The organism is Streptomyces lushanensis (assembly GCF_001700515.1).
Taxonomy (GTDB): Bacteria; Actinomycetota; Actinomycetes; order Streptomycetales; family Streptomycetaceae; genus Streptomyces; species Streptomyces lushanensis.
Genome location: NZ_MAUD01000013.1, coordinates 1 through 15,365, shown reverse-complemented (window position 1 = coordinate 15,365; position 15,365 = coordinate 1). Strand labels below are relative to the sequence as shown.

Annotated in this window: 15 protein-coding genes; 3 read left to right on the top strand and 12 right to left on the bottom strand. The window is 71.6% G+C overall.

The features are described from left to right. Nucleotides 1-11: 11 nt before the first annotated feature. The 8 genes from BFF77_RS01005 to rimP form a co-directional block, all read right to left on the bottom strand. Nucleotides 12-965 (bottom strand): bifunctional riboflavin kinase/FAD synthetase, encoded by a 954-nt coding sequence (locus tag BFF77_RS01005; protein WP_211280123.1) that lies wholly within the window; start codon nucleotides 963-965, stop codon nucleotides 12-14. Between the two features lie 337 nt (nucleotides 966-1,302). Beyond that, nucleotides 1,303-2,202, bottom strand: a complete 900-nt coding sequence (gene truB / locus BFF77_RS01000; protein ID WP_066942765.1) for a tRNA pseudouridine(55) synthase TruB — start codon at nucleotides 2,200-2,202, stop codon at nucleotides 1,303-1,305. Further along, nucleotides 2,199-2,690 carry a 30S ribosome-binding factor RbfA gene (rbfA, locus tag BFF77_RS00995; protein ID WP_066942763.1) on the bottom strand — a complete coding sequence of 164 codons (492 nt, stop codon included), beginning with the start codon at nucleotides 2,688-2,690 and terminating at the stop codon, nucleotides 2,199-2,201. The genes truB and rbfA overlap by 4 nt, the downstream gene beginning before the upstream one ends. Nucleotides 2,691-2,745: 55 nt before the next feature. Continuing rightward, a complete protein-coding gene (locus BFF77_RS00990; protein ID WP_066942761.1) occupies nucleotides 2,746-3,039 on the bottom strand; it encodes a DUF503 domain-containing protein in 294 nt (97 codons plus the stop codon). A 144-nt stretch (nucleotides 3,040-3,183) separates the two neighbouring features. After that, nucleotides 3,184-6,360, bottom strand: coding sequence for a translation initiation factor IF-2 (gene infB / locus BFF77_RS00985; RefSeq protein ID WP_066942759.1), 3,177 nt, complete (start codon nucleotides 6,358-6,360; stop codon nucleotides 3,184-3,186). Between the two features lie 149 nt (nucleotides 6,361-6,509). Further along, nucleotides 6,510-6,800 (bottom strand): YlxR family protein, encoded by a 291-nt coding sequence (locus BFF77_RS00980; RefSeq protein ID WP_079124701.1) that lies wholly within the window; start codon nucleotides 6,798-6,800, stop codon nucleotides 6,510-6,512. Nucleotides 6,801-6,976: 176 nt separating this feature from the next. After that, on the bottom strand, nucleotides 6,977-8,035 hold the full coding sequence (nusA, locus tag BFF77_RS00975) for a transcription termination factor NusA (RefSeq protein WP_066942755.1): 1,059 nt from the start codon (nucleotides 8,033-8,035) through the stop codon (nucleotides 6,977-6,979). Between the two features lie 2 nt (nucleotides 8,036-8,037). Further along, on the bottom strand, nucleotides 8,038-8,535 hold the full coding sequence (gene rimP, locus BFF77_RS00970) for a ribosome maturation factor RimP (RefSeq protein ID WP_066942753.1): 498 nt from the start codon (nucleotides 8,533-8,535) through the stop codon (nucleotides 8,038-8,040). A gap of 187 nt (nucleotides 8,536-8,722) precedes the next feature. Between rimP and BFF77_RS00965 the strand changes: the two genes are divergently transcribed. The 3 genes from BFF77_RS00965 to BFF77_RS00955 are packed head-to-tail and all read left to right on the top strand — an operon-like array spanning nucleotide 8,723 to nucleotide 10,657. Next, complete coding sequence (locus tag BFF77_RS00965) at nucleotides 8,723-9,262, top strand: hypothetical protein (protein WP_066942752.1); 540 nt, start codon at nucleotides 8,723-8,725, stop codon at nucleotides 9,260-9,262. Further along, the gene (locus BFF77_RS00960) at nucleotides 9,259-9,681 is read left to right on the top strand and encodes a DUF4439 domain-containing protein (RefSeq protein WP_066942750.1); all 423 of its coding nucleotides are present in this window, start codon (nucleotides 9,259-9,261) and stop codon (nucleotides 9,679-9,681) included. Before BFF77_RS00965 ends, BFF77_RS00960 begins: the two co-directional genes overlap by 4 nt. 31 nt (nucleotides 9,682-9,712) lie before the next feature. Continuing rightward, complete coding sequence (locus tag BFF77_RS00955; RefSeq protein WP_066942748.1) at nucleotides 9,713-10,657, top strand: aminoglycoside phosphotransferase family protein; 945 nt, start codon at nucleotides 9,713-9,715, stop codon at nucleotides 10,655-10,657. A gap of 126 nt (nucleotides 10,658-10,783) precedes the next feature. Here BFF77_RS00955 and BFF77_RS00950 read toward each other — a convergent pair whose 3' ends face one another. From BFF77_RS00950 to ispG, 4 genes are all read right to left on the bottom strand, one after another. Beyond that, entirely contained in the window at nucleotides 10,784-12,481 is a 1,698-nt protein-coding gene (locus tag BFF77_RS00950; RefSeq protein ID WP_066942746.1) for a proline--tRNA ligase, read from the bottom strand. A gap of 102 nt (nucleotides 12,482-12,583) precedes the next feature. Next, nucleotides 12,584-13,162 (bottom strand): GNAT family N-acetyltransferase, encoded by a 579-nt coding sequence (locus BFF77_RS00945; protein ID WP_066942744.1) that lies wholly within the window; start codon nucleotides 13,160-13,162, stop codon nucleotides 12,584-12,586. Nucleotides 13,163-13,177: 15 nt separating this feature from the next. Continuing rightward, the gene (locus tag BFF77_RS00940) at nucleotides 13,178-14,038 is read right to left on the bottom strand and encodes a GNAT family N-acetyltransferase (protein ID WP_066942742.1); all 861 of its coding nucleotides are present in this window, start codon (nucleotides 14,036-14,038) and stop codon (nucleotides 13,178-13,180) included. 260 nt (nucleotides 14,039-14,298) lie between these two features. Further along, nucleotides 14,299-15,365: flavodoxin-dependent (E)-4-hydroxy-3-methylbut-2-enyl-diphosphate synthase (gene ispG, locus BFF77_RS00935; RefSeq protein ID WP_066942818.1), on the bottom strand; the 1,067-nt coding region annotated here is incomplete at its 5' end.

The following is a 15,365-nucleotide window of genomic DNA, read 5'->3' as shown; positions in this document are numbered from 1 at the left end:
GCGTCGCCCTTCTATCCGGCGTCGTACTCCTCCGTCAGCGCCCGTGAGCGCTTGACGTCGTCGGCGATCGCCTCCAGCAGCGCGTCGATCGACTCGAACTTCCGCTGGCCGCGGACGTACGAGAGGAAGTCGACGGTCACATGGAGCCCGTACAGATCCAGCCCCACCCGGTCGATCGCATACGCCTCGACCGTCCGCTCCGTCCCCTCGAACTGCGGGTTCGTACCGACCGAGATCGCCGCCGGCATCCGCTCGCCGTCCGCCGTGAGCCAGCCCGCGTACACTCCGTCGGCCGGGATCGCGGTGTGCGGCAGCGTCTCCACATTGGCCGTGGGATAGCCGAGTTCCCGTCCGCGCTGCGCGCCGCGCACCACCACGCCCTCGACCCGGTGCGGCCTGCCGAGGATCTCCGCGGCGCCCGCGACATCGCCCTCGGCGACCAGACGGCGGGTGAGCGTGGACGAGAAAGGCTCGCCGCCGCCGGCCTCGCCGGTCACCCGCAGATCGATGACCTCGACCTCGTAGTCGTAGGTGGCGCCCAGATCGGCCAGTACGGCGACGTTCCCGGCGGCCTTGTGGCCGAAGCGGAAGTTGGGGCCCTCGATCACGGCACAGGCGTGCAACTTGTCGACCAGCACCTTCACGATGAAGTCGCCCGGCGACAGCCGGGAGAACTCGACGGTGAACGGCAGGATCAGCAGCGCGTCCACGCCCAGCTCCGCCATCAGCTCGGCACGCCGGTGGTGCGGCGCGAGCAGTGGCGGATGGCTGCCGGGCCGTACGACCTCGCTCGGATGCGGGTCGAAGGTCACGACGACCGACGGCACTCCCCGTTCCCGCGCCCGCTCCACCGCGCGGCCGATGATGAGCTGGTGTCCGCGGTGCACCCCGTCGTAGGAGCCGATGGTGACGACGCTGCGCCCCCAGTCCTGGGGGATGTCCTCCAAGCCACGCCAGCGCTGCACTGAGACCGCTCCTCCGCCCGAACCCATGTACGTCATTTCCCGTCACGCAATGCTAAGACTGCCATGCCCCGTACCCGTGGCACGCATCGGCCACCGGGCTCCGGAAACGGCTCAGATGCGAACGCGCCCCCCAGTGCACCGTCTCTCCCCTCCAAGCGCCTGCTCCCAGGGGTGAATGACGGGCCCGGGATGGACAGACCCTTCTCGGAGGGGGGCCGTGGAGCCGGGCAGGCGTGCCTGCCCGGCTCCACGGTGCGGTCCGGCGCTCCACCCGTGCGGGGCCGGTCCGGCCCGGTCGCCGCGGTCGCGGCTCCGGATCCGGCCGGCCGCTCCGGTCTCAGCCGAAGACCGCGAGGCTCCTGGCCTTGCCCCGCTGTTCCTCGACGAGCGCCAGGAAGCGCCCCTCGGGGCCGAACGCGGCGACGGGCGCCGAGTCGAACACCGGCATGTCCAGCCGTACGCCGTTGAGCAGCAGCCCGGCCCTTTTCTCGTCCACGTCCCAGCGCGGGAACGCGGCGGCGGCGGCCTCGGCGACCGGCATGACGGTCAGCTCCTGCTGGAGCTGCTCCAGCGTTCTCGCCGAGTCCAGCGCGTACGGTCCCACGCGGGTCCTGCGCAGCGCGGTGAGATGGCCGCCGACGCCGAGCCCGGCGCCGAGATCCCGGGCGAGGGCGCGGATGTACGTACCGGACGAGCAGACGACGGAGACGATCAGATCGAGGACCGGGGTGCCGTCCTCGGCGACGGCCTCACGGACGTCGTAGAGCCGGAAGGAGGAGACGGTCACCGGCCGGGCGGGGATCTCGAACTCCTCACCGCCGCGTACGCGTGCGTAGGACCGCTTGCCGTCGATCTTGATGGCGCTCACCTTGGAGGGCACCTGCATGATCGCGCCGGTCAGTGCGGCGATCCCGCTGTCGATGGCGGCGCGCGCGAGCAGCGACGCGTCCGCGGACGAGATGATCCCGCCCTCCGCGTCGTCGGTCACGGTGCTCTGTCCCAGCCGGATCGTACCGAGGTACTCCTTCTCGGTCAGCGCGAGATGCCCGAGCAGTTTCGTGGCCCGTTCCACACCGAGGACGAGGACGCCCGTCGCCATGGGATCGAGGGTGCCGGCGTGGCCGACGCGCCGTGTTCCGGCGATCCCGCGCATCTTGGCGACGACGTCGTGCGAAGTGAAGCCCGACGGCTTGTCGACGATGACAAGGCCGTCGGGCGTCCTGTTCTGCTGAGTCATTCCGCGGCGGCGCCGTCCGTGCTGTCCCCGTCGGCGTCCGCGCCGTCGGCGGCGGCCGCGTCCTCGGCGTCGTCGGCCTTGCGGTACGGGTCGGCCCCGGCCGCGTAGGTCTTGCCGGTGGACACCTCCCGTACCTCGGCGTCCTTGGCACGCGCCCGGTCGAGGAGGTCCTCGATGGTGCGCGCGTTGTCCGGCAGGGCGTCCGGGACGAACGCCAGCGTCGGGGTGAAGCGCACGCCGGTCTGGCGGCCCACCTCGGAGCGGAGGACGCCCTTGGCGCTCTCCAGGGCCGCCGCGGAGGCCGCCCGCTCCTCGTCGTCGCCGTAGACCGTGTAGAAGACCGTGGCCTCCCGCAGGTCGCCGGTGACACGGGCGTCCGTGATGGTCACGAACCCCAGTCGCGGGTCCTTGATACGCCGGTCCAGGGTCTCCGCGACCACGACCTGGATGCGATCGGCCAGCTTGCGGGCCCGCGCGTTGTCGGTCACCGGTCCGTCACTCTTCCTTCTGGGTTTTCTTGTCCACTGGTCAGTCTTCGTCCGGTCAGTCCTCGTCGCCGTGCAGCCGCCGCCTTACCGACAGCAGCTCCACCTCCGGATGCCCGGCGACCATGCGTTCGCACCGGTCGAGCACCTCGGTGAGATGGGACCGGTCGCCGGACACCACCGCCAGACCGATCTCGGCCCTGCGATGGAGGTCCTGGCTGCCGGTCTCCGCGGCGCTGACCGCGAATTTCCGCTGGAGCTCGGCGACGATCGGCCGGACGACGGAGCGTTTCTCCTTCAACGACCGTACGTCGCCGAGGAGCAGATCGAAGGACAGCGTCCCCACATACATGCACGTCCGGATGTCCCGCCGGTACGGGTTCGGTGCCCTGCCAGCGCTTGGCAGGGGCACAAGAACCGTACACGCAACGGCCGGGGCCGATCGACGGAAATTCGTCCCGTCGACCGGCCCCGACCTGAGCGGTCAGCCCGTGCGTCAGCCGCGCGGCTTCTCGCGCATCTCGTAGGTGGCGATGACGTCGTCGATCTTGATGTCGTTGAAGTTTCCGAGGTTGATACCGCCCTCGAAGCCCTCGCGGATCTCGGTGACATCGTCCTTGAAGCGGCGCAGACCCTGGATGTTGAGGTCCTCCGCGATGACCTTGCCGTCGCGGACGAGCCGGGCCTTGGTGTTGCGCCTGACCTCGCCGGAACGGATGAGAACACCCGCGATGTTGCCCAGCTTGGACGAGCGGAAGACCTCGCGGATCTCCGCCGTACCGAGCTCGACCTCTTCGTACTCCGGCTTGAGCATGCCCTTGAGGGCGGACTCGATCTCCTCGATCGCCTGGTAGATGACCGAGTAGTACCGGACGTCCACGCCTTCGCGCTCGGCCATCTGCGCGGCACGCCCCGCGGCGCGCACGTTGAAGCCGATCACGATGGCGTCGGAGCCCATGGCCAGGTCGATGTCCGACTCGGTGACCGCACCCACACCGCGGTGCAGCACCCGGATGTCCACCTCTTCGCCGACGTCGAGCTGGAGCAGCGAGGACTCGAGGGCCTCCACCGAACCGGACGCGTCGCCCTTGATGATGAGGTTGAGTTCCTGCACCAGACCGGCCTTGAGGGCCTCGTCCAGATTCTCCAGGGAGAACCGGACGCCCCTGCGGGCGAAGGCCGCGTTCCGCTCACGGGCGGCACGCTTCTCGGCGATCTGCCGGGCCGTACGGTCCTCGTCGACGACCAGGAAGTTGTCACCGGCACCGGGCACATTGGTCAGACCCAGGACCAGGACGGGCGTCGAAGGCGTCGCCACGTCGACGTTGTTGCCGTTGTCGTCGAGCATGGCCCGCACCCGGCCGTACGCGTCACCGGCGACCATCGTGTCACCGACGCGCAGCGTGCCGCGCTGGACGAGCACGGTGGCGACGGCGCCGCGGCCGCGGTCGAGATGGGCCTCGATCGCGATGCCCTGCGCGTCCTGCTCCGGGTTGGCCCGCAGGTCGAGCGAGGCGTCCGCGGTCAGGACCACGGCCTCCAGCAGGCTGTCGATGTTCAGGCCCTGCTTGGCGGAGATGTCGACGAACATGGTGTCGCCGCCGTACTCCTCGGCCACCAGCCCGAACTCGGTGAGCTGACCGCGCACCTTGGTCGGGTCGGCGCCCTCGACGTCGATCTTGTTGACCGCGACCACGATCGGCACGTCGGCCGCCTTGGCGTGGTTCAGCGCCTCGATCGTCTGCGGCATCACACCGTCGTTGGCCGCGACCACCAGGATCGCGATGTCGGTGGACTTCGCACCACGGGCACGCATGGCGGTGAACGCCTCGTGGCCCGGGGTGTCGATGAAGGTGATCCTGCGCTCTTCACCGTTGACGTCGGTGGCGACCTGGTACGCGCCGATGTGCTGCGTGATACCGCCGGCCTCGCCCGCGACGACGTTCGTCTTGCGGATCGCGTCCAGCAGCCTGGTCTTACCGTGGTCGACGTGACCCATGACGGTGACGACCGGCGGACGGGACACGAGGAATTCCTCGCCGCCCTCGTCCTCGCCGAACTCGATGTCGAAGGACTCGAGCAGCTCGCGGTCCTCCTCCTCCGGGCTGACGATCTCGACGACGTAGTTCATTTCATCGGCGAGGAGCTGGAGGGTCTCGTCGGAGACGGACTGGGTCGCCGTGACCATCTCGCCGAGGTTCATCATCACGGCGACGAGCGACGCCGGGTTGGCGTTGATCTTCTCCGCGAAGTCGGTGAGCGACGCACCGCGCGACAGCCGGACGGTCTGTCCGTTGCCGCGAGGCAGCATCACACCGCCGACCGACGGGGCCTGCATGGCCTCGTACTCCTGGCGCCTCTGCCGCTTCGACTTGCGGCCACGACGGGCGGGCCCGCCGGGACGGCCGAACGCGCCCTGTGTGCCACCGCGGCCACCGGGACCACCCGGACGTCCGCCGAAGCCGGGACGGCCACCGCCGCCGCCACCACCGAAGCCGCCGCCGCCACCGGGACGACCCGGAGCGCCGCCACCGCCGCCGCCACCGGGACGACCGGCGAAGCCACCGCCGCCGCCACCGCCACCGGGACGGCCCGCGAAGCCACCGCCGCCGCCACCGGGACGACCGCCGCCGCCACCGCCGCCGGGACGACCCGCGGCGCCGCCACCGGGACCACGGCCACCGCCGGGGCCACCGCCGGGACGCGGACCGGCCGCGGGACGCTGGGGCATCATGCCCGGGTTGGGACGGTTGCCACCGGGGCCGCCGCCCGGACCGCCCGCGGAGCGGGGGGCCTGCGGACGCGGCATGCCGCCGGGGGTCGGGCGTCCGGTCTGTCCGCCGGGACCGCCCTGCGGACGGGGACCGCCCTGGCCGGAGCCCTGCGGACGCGGACCGCCCGGGGCACCGGGGCCGCCGGGACGCGGGGCGCCGCCGGGACGGGGCGCCTGCGGGCGCGCCATACCGGTGGAGCCGCCGGAGGTGAAGGGATTGTTGCCGGGACGCGGTCCGGCCGGACGGGCACCGGGACGCGGGGCCTGGCCGGGGCGCGCGCCGCCGGAGCGGCCGCCCTGACGCTGGTCGCGGTCGCCCTGGCGCTGCTCGCGGTCGCCGCCCTGGCGCTGGTCACGCTGGTCGCTGCCGGGACGGGCGGACGGACGCGGTCCGGGCGTGGCACCGGGCCGGGGTCCGGCGGCCGGGGCCGACGGAGGCGCGGTGAACTCCGGCGCGGCCGGAGCGGCGGGAGCCGGCTTCGGTGTGACCGGGGCGGGCCTGGGGGCCGGCGCCGGACGCGGTCCGGGGCTCGGCGCGGTGGGAGTGCTTCTGGGCGCCTCGGCGACGGCCGGCTTGGGAGCCGGGACACCGGGCTTGGGCGCCGCGGGACGCGCGGTCTGCGCCGGCGACCCCGCCGACGGGACGGCGGGCGCGGCCGGGGCAGCGGGTGCGGCCGGCCTCGCGGGGGTCGCCTTGCGCGGCGCCCCGGGCTTGGCAGTGGTCTTGCCGGCGTTGCCGCCGGGCCCCTGCAAAGCGTCAGTCAACTTACGTACAACCGGCGCCTCGATCGTCGACGACGCCGAACGGACGAATTCACCGAGTTCTTGGAGCTTGGCCATGACGACCTTGCTCTCGACGCCGAACTCCTTGGCGAGTTCGTATACCCGGACCTTAGCCACTTCGCTCCTTTTAGGTCCGGGTTACCGCCGGACCGTCGCTACTTCATGGGCGTACTCATCGCGTACTCATCGAGTGCTCATCGCAATCTCGACCTACTTCCAACTCGCGAGGTACCTGAACCGCACGGGGTTCCGTGCCGTACTTCTTCTTACAGTGCGGCCTGCGCCGTGACCGCCTCGACGGCCCGGCGCAACTCCGCGCTGTCGAGCGGACCCTGGACCCGGAAGGCCCTGGGGAACGCCCGGCGGCGGACCGCCAGATCGAGACAGTTCAAGGAGGGGTGCGTATACGCACCCCGGCCGGGCAGCGTACCGCGTCGATCGGGGACACACTGTGTCCCGACCACCACGATGCGCAGCAGATCGTCTTTGGCCGCTCGTTCCCGGCAGCCCACGCACGTTCGCTCAGGGCAGGCTCGGGCCCTCGTCCGGCCAGACATGTTCAAGTCTACCTCCCCGCGCCGACCTCACCCCTTTGGGGCAAGACTCGAACGCGTGACAGCTCGGAAGATCGTGTCGGCGCGCGCCGACCGGTGTCGGCCGGCCGGCGCGGGATGTCGCGGCGCGCGACGGAACCCCGTCCCGAGATCGTCCCGCCGAACGGCCGGCCCGGCGGTCAGCCCCGGTCGCGCTCGCCTCCGCGGCCCCTGTCGCCTCCGCGGTCACGGTCGTCACCGCGGTCACGGTCGTCGTCCGGCTGCTCGGTGTCCGGGCGGATGTCGATCCGCCAGCCGGTGAGCCGGGCGGCGAGGCGGGCGTTCTGCCCTTCCTTGCCGATCGCCAGCGAGAGCTGGTAGTCCGGCACGGTCACCCGCGCGGAGCGCGCGGCGAGATCGACGACCTCGACCTTGCTGACCCGGGCCGGCGACAGCGCGTTGGCCACCATCTCGGCCGGGTCGTCCGACCAGTCGACGATGTCGATCTTCTCGCCGAGCAGCTCGGCCATGACATTGCGGACCCGGCCGCCCATCGGACCGATGCAGGCGCCCTTGGCGTTGAGACCGGACCGGGTCGACCGTACGGCGATCTTGGTGCGGTGGCCCGCCTCGCGGGCGATCGCGGCGATCTCGACCGAGCCGTCCGCGATCTCCGGGACCTCCAGCGCGAAGAGCTTCTTCACCAGATTGGGGTGGGTACGGGAGAGCGTCACCGAAGGGCCGCGCACGCCCTTGGCCACCCGCACCACATACGTGCGCAGCCGCAGACCGTGCGTGTACTCCTCGCCCGGCACCTGCTCCTGCACCGGAAGGATGGCCTCCAGTTTGTCGTCCAGCTTGACGAGGACGTTCTTGGGGTCCTTGCCCTGCTGGACCAGGCCGGCGACGACATCGCCCTCCCGGCGCGCGTACTCGCCGAAGGTGACATCGTTCTCGGCGTCCCGCAGCCGCTGCTGGATGACCTGGCGCGCGGTGGTCGCGGCGATCCGGCCGAAGTCCGACGGGGTGTCGTCGAACTCCTTGGGCTCCTGGCCCTCCTCCAGCTCGGCGGGGTCCTCCTTGGCCCAGACCGTGACATGGCCGTTGTCCCGGCTCAGCACGGCCCGCGCGTGCCGGCGGCTGCCCTCCGTGCGGTGATAGGCGATGAGGAGGGCGGATTCGATCGCCTCGACCAGCAGATCGAAGGGGATCTCCTTCTCTTGTGCCAAGCCCTTCAGGAGCTTCACATCGATGTCCACGGCTACGCCTCCTCTTCCTTCTTGTCCTTGCGGCTGAACTCGATCTCCACCCGCGCCCTGGCGATCCGCGCGAACTCGACCCGGCGGGCGGTGGGCTTGCGCCCCTTCACGCCCGGCACCTCGACGTCGAGGCCCTCGTCGTCCACGGTGAGGATGCGGGCCACCAGCTCGCCGTCCTCGTGGAGCTGGAATCTGGCCAGCCGGCCGACGGCGCGCAGATAGTGACGGTGCTCGGTCAAAGGGCGCTCGGCGCCGGGCGAGGTGACTTCGAGCTGGTACTCGTCCTCGCCCATCGCGTCGGTCTCGTCGAGCTTCTCGGAGATGGAGCGGCTCAGCTCGGCACACTCGTCGAGGTCCACGCCCTCGTCGGAATCGACCACGACTCTCAGCACACGACGCCTGCCTGCCCGGGACACCTCGATCTCCTCCAGATCCAGGTCCTTCGCGCTGACGAGCGGTTCCAGCAGTCCGCGCAGCCTTTCGCTCTGGGTGGTGCTCATCCGGGTGACTCCTCGGCCGCGTGTGCTGTTGTGGGATCGTCGTGTGTCCGATCAAAGGGTATCCGGTCCGAAGGGGTGTTGCCGTCCACCTGTGGATGACCCGCGGGTACGCTCGCCTGCGGTGATCATCGCGAGGCCCGAGGAGAGACGCGTGGGGCGCACGGGGACGACACGGAGGCGTGTGCTCATGGCCGCGGGCGCCGCGGGAGCCATGGCGGCCGGGGCGCTGACCGGCTGCACCTCCGATCCCACCGGCGGACGGAGGTCCGGGAGCGGGACGGGCGCGCGGTCCGAGAGCGCGCTGCGGCAGCGGTCCGCCGCCACCAGCCGCGCGCTGCTCGGACAGTACGACGCGGTGCTGGCGCTCCACCCGGACGAGGGCGAGCTGCTGACGCCGCTGCGGACGGCGGTCGCGCGGCAGGTGGAGGCGCTGGCGCCGGCGGTACGCCGGCCCGTGAGTCCGTCGCCCTCCGCCGCGTCGTCCGCACCCGAGTCCGGCGCCGAGTCGCCCGGCGCCTCTCCCGGACCGAGGCCGCCGGTCCTTCCCGCCGTCGCGGACGACCCGGCGCAGGCGCTCAAGGCGCTGGCCACGGCCGAGCGCAGGACCGCCGACGCGCACACCGCCACACTCATGGACGCGCCCGCGGAGCTGGCCAGACTGCTGGCCTCCCTCGCGGCGGCGGGCGCCGCCCACGCCTATCTGCTGACGGAAGGATCCCGCTCGTGAGCACCGGTGTGCTGGACGCCGCGCAGGCCGCACTCGCGGCGGAGCACGCCGTCGTCTACGGGTACGGAGTCGTCGGCGGCCGGGTCGACGGCGACCGCCGTGGCGAGGCGGACGCCGCGTACACCGCGCACCGCGCCCGGCGTGACGCGCTCGCCCGGACCGTGCGCGACCTCGGCGGTGAGCCCGCGGTGGCCGCGCCCGCGTACGCCCTGCCGTTCGCGGTGCCGGACGCCGCGGCGGCCGTACGGCTCGCCGCCGAGCTGGAGGACCGGATCGCGGGCGTCTACTCCGATCTCGTACGGGCCGCGGAAGGGCCGCTGCGCCGGGAGGCGGCGGGCGCGCTGCGGGAGGCCGCGGTGCGCGCGGTGCGCTGGCGCGGCACGGGCGTAGCCTTTCCTGGGCTCGCCGAGCGCGCGTGAGCCCCGAGCCTCGAAGGGGAACGGCGCACGTATGGGTTTCGAACCACCGCAGCGTCTGGTGCGCGCGCTGGGCCGGCAGTACGGCGAGCCTGCCGCCGCCGAGTGGCTGAACCGGCTCCCGGCCCTTACCGGGGAAGCCGTCGCCGCGCGGGGGCTGGATGTCGAGCGGGTGGTCGCGCCGGGCGGCAGGAGCGCTCTGGTGGTGCTCGTACGGCGGCCCGACGGCTCTCCCGCGACGCTCAAGATCACACCGCCCCTCGCGGCTCCGTCGCTGGAGCGGGCGGCGCTGGCGCACTGGAAGGGCTGGGGCGCGGTGGAACTGCTCGACACCGGCGCCGGCACCGCCGCCCCTGACACCGCCACCGACGACACCGCCACCGACCGCGCGCTGCTGCTGGAACGTCTCCAGCCGGAGATCTCGCTGCGCTCGCTGCCCGAGGCGAAGGCCCTGCTGGAAGCGGCGGGAACGGTCCGCAGGCTCTGGGTCGACCCGCCCGCGGGCCATGGCTTCGAGACGGTGGCCGAGCGGACGGAGCGGGAGTCGGCGGAGCTGCGCGCGGCGGACGACGCCGACGGCGGCCTCGCGCCGCTCGTCTCGGCCGCTCTGGCGGCGCGTGAGGAGCTCTGCGCCACGGCCACGGAGACACGGCTCCTGCACGGCGCGTTCGGCCAGGGCAAGGTGCTGGCGGGCGAGCGGGCGCCCTGGCTCGCCGTCGGTCCCGAGCCGCTGGTCGGTGAGCCCGCCTACGACCTGGCGCGGCTGGCCCGCGACCGGGTCGAGGATCTGGTGGCCGCCTCGTCGGGCCCCTCCTCGGCGCGGCGCCGGGTGAGCCGCCTGGCGGACTCGCTGGACATGGACGGGGGGCGGCTGCGGGGCTGGACGCTGTTCCGCGCGGTGGAGTCCGGGGTCCGGGCGCTGGCGGCGGGCCGCCGCCAGACCGCGGAACTCCTCCTGGAATTCGCGGGCTGGCTGTAGCGGCGGGCCGGGAGCGCCCGCGGCGGGCTTGCCCCCCGGCCCGCTCCTTCCCGACACCGGGGCCGCGCCCCGGATGTCCTCGGTCGCCGGACGGGCTTGTTCCGAGGACACCGGGGCCCCGAGGCGTCAGCCGATCAGGCGGGCGACGGCCTCCTCGGCCGACAGTTCCTCGCGCTCACCCGTGCGGCGGTCCTTCAGCTCCAGGATGCCCTCGGCCGAGCGGCGGCCCGCCACCAGGATGTGCGGTACGCCGATCAGCTCGGCGTCGGTGAACTTGACACCCGGGGAGACCCCGGGCCGCTCGTCCACCAGCACGCGCAGCCCCGCCTCCGCGAGCTTCTCCGAGACGTCGAGCGCCAGCTCCGTCTGGAGCGCCTTGCCCGCCGCCACCACATGGACGTCCGCAGGAGCGATCTCCCGGGGCCAGCACAGGCCCTGCTCGTCGGCCGTCTGCTCGGCCAGCGCGGCCACGGCGCGCGAGACGCCGATGCCGTACGAGCCCATGGTCACGCGCACCGGCTTGCCCTGCTGGCCCAGCACATCGAGCTGGAAGGTGTCGGCGTACTTGCGGCCGAGCTGGAAGATGTGGCCGATCTCGATCGCGCGGTCGAGCTTGAGGCCAGTACCGCAGACCGGGCAGGGGTCGCCCTCCTCGACGACGACCACGTCGAGAACGTCGTCGATCTCGAAGTCCCGTCCGGCGACCACGTTGCGCGCGTGGGTGCCGGGCTTGTTGGCGCCGGTGATCCAGGCGGTGCCGGGTGCGACGCGCGGGTCGGCGATGTAGCGGATCTTCAGGCCCTGCGGGCCGACATAGCCCCGTACGAGCTCGGGCCGCTCCTCGAAGTCCTCGGCCGTCACCAGCTCCACCACGGCGGGCGCGAGATGCTCGCCCAGCTTGCCGAGGTCCACCTCGCGGTCGCCGGGGACGCCCACCGCGGTGATCTCGCCGTCGACCTTGACCAGCAGGTTCTTCAGGGTGGCCGAGGCGGGTACGCCGAGGAACTCGGCGAGCGTCTCGATGGTCGGGGTGTCGGGCGTGTCCAGCTCCTCGACCGGGCCGTGCCCGGCCGCCGCGGGAGCGGGAGCGGGAGCGGCGAAGGTGACCGCCTCCGTGTTGGCCGCGTAGTCGCAGGCCGGGCAGTCCACGAAGGTGTCCTCCCCCGCCGCGGCGGGCGCGAGGAACTCCTCGGACGCGGAGCCGCCCATCGCGCCGGAGACCGCCGAGACGATACGGAAGTCGAGGCCGAGCCTGGCGAAGATCTTCTGGTACGCGGCGCGGTGCAGCGCGTACGACTCGGCGAGGCCCTCGTCCGTGGTGTCGAAGGAGTACGAGTCCTTCATCTGGAACTCACGGCCGCGCAGCACACCGGAGCGCGGCCGGGCCTCGTCGCGGTACTTCGTCTGGATCTGGTAGAGCATCACCGGCAGGTCCTTGTAGGACGCGCACTGGTCCTTGACGACCTGGGTGAAGATCTCCTCGTGCGTCGGGCCCAGCAGATAGTCGGCGCCCTTGCGGTCCTTGAGACGGAACAGCAGATCGCCGTACTCCTCCCACCGGCCGCTGGCCTCGTACGGCTCCCTGGGCAGCAGCGCCGGCAGCAGCACCTCCTGCGCGCCGATCGCGTCCATCTCCTCGCGGACGACGCGCGAGATGTTGTCGAGGACCTTCTTGCCCAGCGGCAGCCAGCTCCAGATGCCGGCGGACGTACGGCGGACATACCCCGCGCGGACGAGCAGCTTGTGGCTGAGGGTCTCGGCGTCCGCCGGGTCGTCGCGCAGTGTCTTGACCATCAAACGGGACATGCGCTGGACCTGGGACATGGGGAACACTCCTGGCGATCTGCGTTCTGCGTTCTCTCGGTTGATTCCAGGAGGTTAGCCGGGGCGCACCGGCAGGCGGAAATCAGTTCCCGCCCGGCTGCCTCAGTCGCCGCCGTCCTGTCCGCGCAGCGGCAGTGTGGCGCCCATCACGGCGTACGGCTTGGGCGCGCTGGGGAAGTGGACCTGGCGGGCGAGATCCTCGTACCCGAGTGAGCGGTAGAGCCTGCGGGCCGGGCTCTCGATGTCGATGGCGGACAGGATCGACTTCGGCTGTGCGGCGCCGTCCGTGATGGTGGTGATCAGCGCGCGGCCGATGCCCCGGGCCTGGAACTCGGGATGGACATGGAGTTCGGTGATCACGAAGGAGTCGTCGAGCCAGCCGTCGGAGGCGGTGGCGCGCAGATACGGCTCGACGACCGTGGACCACCAGTGGCCGCGGTCGTTCGGCAGGCCGTACACGAATCCGACGAGCCGGCCGGCGCCGGTGGTCGCGCCGAAGGCACGGCAGCCCGGGTACATCAGATGCCGGAGCACGATGTGGCGGCGTACCCCGATCTCGTCGTCGCTGAGCCCGAAGGCGAGGGCCTGCACGGCGAGTGCCTCGTCGACGCGGGAGGCGAGATCGACCGGCGCTACCTGTACGGCGGGAATCCGGGGGGTGTCCCCGGGGATGCTCAGCATGGCCGAACCCTACTTTCAGAACAGCACGCTCATGAAGGCGCCCACCTCTCGGAACCCGACGCGCCGATAGGCCGCGCGGGCAGGGGTGTTGTAGTCGTTCACGTACAGGCTCACGACGGGTGCGACATCGGCCAGCGCGTACCGTACGACCGCCGCCATGCCCGATTCGGACAGCCCGCGACCGCGGTACTCGGGATCGACCCAGACGCCCTGGATCTGGCAGGCCTGGGTGGTCGCCGCGCCGATCTCGGCCTTGAAGATGACTCTGCCGTCGTCGATACGGGCGAACGAGCGCCCCGCGCCCACCAGTTCGGCCACACGCGCCTGGTAGAGGAGTCCGCCGTCGCCCGCGAGCGGCGAGACACCGACCTCCTCGGTGAACATGGCGACACAGGCCGGCATGATCACCTCCAGCTCGTCCTTGCGGATCCGGCGTACGAAGGGGTCGGGCGCGACCACGGCGGGGATCTCCTCGGTCACCATCAGTGGCTGATGGGTACGGACCTCCCTGGCGGGACCCCAGCTGGGCTCCAGCAGCCGCCAGAGCTGGGCGGTGGCCCCCGCGGGGCCGACGATGGAGGAGCAGCGGCGGCCGGTTCTGCGGGCGCGGTCGGCGAAGGCGCGCACGGCCTCGGGACCGGCGCAGATCGGCACGAGATTGGCGCCGGAGTAGCACAGGGAGCGCAGCCGCCCGTCCGCGTACCAGCCCCACATCTCGCCGCCGAGGCGCCAGGGATCGAGCCCCGCGACCTGCACCCGGGAGGTCACGAAGGCGTTGGCTACGGGCTCGCTCTCCAGGATGGCGAGCGCTGCGCCGAGTTCACCGGGTTCGAGGACCCGAGTGGTGGTCTGCGTCAACACGAGGGGCCTCACCATACGGTCTGCTGATCTCCGCACTGTACCTGGCGGGTCCGTGACATGCCGCCCACAGGAGAAGGTCCCGCGGCCGTCGTCCTGGAGGGACGGGCCGCGGGACCCCAGACAGGTAAACCAGACAGGTAAAGGCGTGGGCGGGAAGGAAGCCGGAAACGGAGGCCGGCGGAGGGCGGTACGCGCGGGCCCGGAGCGGTCGCCGGAGCCGTCGGCCCGGCGGGATCCGTCGGTGAGATCCGTCGGTGGGATCCGAGCGGAATCCGTCAGCTCACGGAGACCTCGGGCTCGCCCGAGGCGATTCCGTCCTTCTCCATCTGCTCGGCGATCTTCATCGCCTCTTCGATCAGCGTCTCCACGATCTTCGACTCGGGCACCGTCTTGATCACCTCGCCCTTCACGAAGATCTGACCCTTGCCATTACCCGACGCCACACCCAGATCCGCCTCACGGGCCTCACCCGGACCGTTCACCACACAGCCCATCACCGCGACCCGCAGCGGAACCTCCATACCCTCCAGCCCCGCCGTCACCTCGTCCGCCAGCCTGTACACATCCACCTGCGCACGCCCGCACGACGGACACGAAACGATCTCCAGCCGCCGCTGCTTCAGATTCAGCGCCTCCAGAATCTGCAGCCCGACCTTGACCTCCTCCGCGGGCGGAGCCGACAGCGACACCCGGATCGTGTCCCCGATCCCCTCACTCAGCAACGCCCCGAACGCCACCGCCGACTTGATCGTCCCCTGGAACGCCGGACCCGCCTCGGTGACACCCAGATGCAGCGGATAGTCGCACTGCGCGGCGAGCTGCCGGTAGGCGTTGACCATCACCACCGGATCGTTGTGCTTCACCGAGATCTTGATGTCCCGGAAACCGTGCTCCTCGAACAACGACGCCTCCCACAGCGCCGACTCCACCAGAGCCTCCGGCGTCGCCTTCCCGTACTTCCGCAGCAACCGCGCATCCAGCGAACCCGCGTTCACCCCGATACGGATCGGCGTCCCCGCATCACCCGCAGCCCGCGCGATCTCCCGCACCTTGTCGTCGAACTGCTTGATGTTCCCCGGATTCACCCGCACCGCCGCACACCCCGCGTCAATCGCCGCGAACACATACTTCGGCTGGAAATGAATATCCGCGATCACCGGAATCTGCGACTTCCGCGCGATCACCGCCAACGCGTCCGCATCATCCTGCGTCGGACACGCCACCCGCACAATCTGACACCCCGACGCCGTCAACTCGGCGATCTGCTGCAACGTCGCACCCACATCCGACGTACGCGTCGTCGTCATCGACTGCACCGACACCGGCGCATCCCCACCGACCG

Excerpts from the sequence above, each read along its gene's own strand:
- truB (WP_066942765.1), bottom strand. The coding sequence starts at position 2,202 with ATGACTCAGCAGAACAGGACGCCCGACGGCCTTGTCATCGTCGACAAG.
- BFF77_RS00950 (WP_066942746.1), bottom strand. The coding sequence starts at position 12,481 with ATGTCCCAGGTCCAGCGCATGTCCCGTTTGATGGTCAAGACACTGCGC.
- BFF77_RS00945 (WP_066942744.1), bottom strand. The coding sequence starts at position 13,162 with ATGCTGAGCATCCCCGGGGACACCCCCCGGATTCCCGCCGTACAGGTA.
- BFF77_RS00990 (WP_066942761.1), bottom strand. The coding sequence starts at position 3,039 with ATGTATGTGGGGACGCTGTCCTTCGATCTGCTCCTCGGCGACGTACGG.
- rimP (WP_066942753.1), bottom strand. The coding sequence starts at position 8,535 with ATGAGCACCACCCAGAGCGAAAGGCTGCGCGGACTGCTGGAACCGCTC.
- BFF77_RS00940 (WP_066942742.1), bottom strand. The coding sequence starts at position 14,038 with ATGGTGAGGCCCCTCGTGTTGACGCAGACCACCACTCGGGTCCTCGAA.
- BFF77_RS00955 (WP_066942748.1), top strand. The coding sequence starts at position 9,713 with ATGGGTTTCGAACCACCGCAGCGTCTGGTGCGCGCGCTGGGCCGGCAG.
- BFF77_RS00965 (WP_066942752.1), top strand. The coding sequence starts at position 8,723 with ATGGCCGCGGGCGCCGCGGGAGCCATGGCGGCCGGGGCGCTGACCGGC.
- BFF77_RS00980 (WP_079124701.1), bottom strand. The coding sequence starts at position 6,800 with ATGTCTGGCCGGACGAGGGCCCGAGCCTGCCCTGAGCGAACGTGCGTG.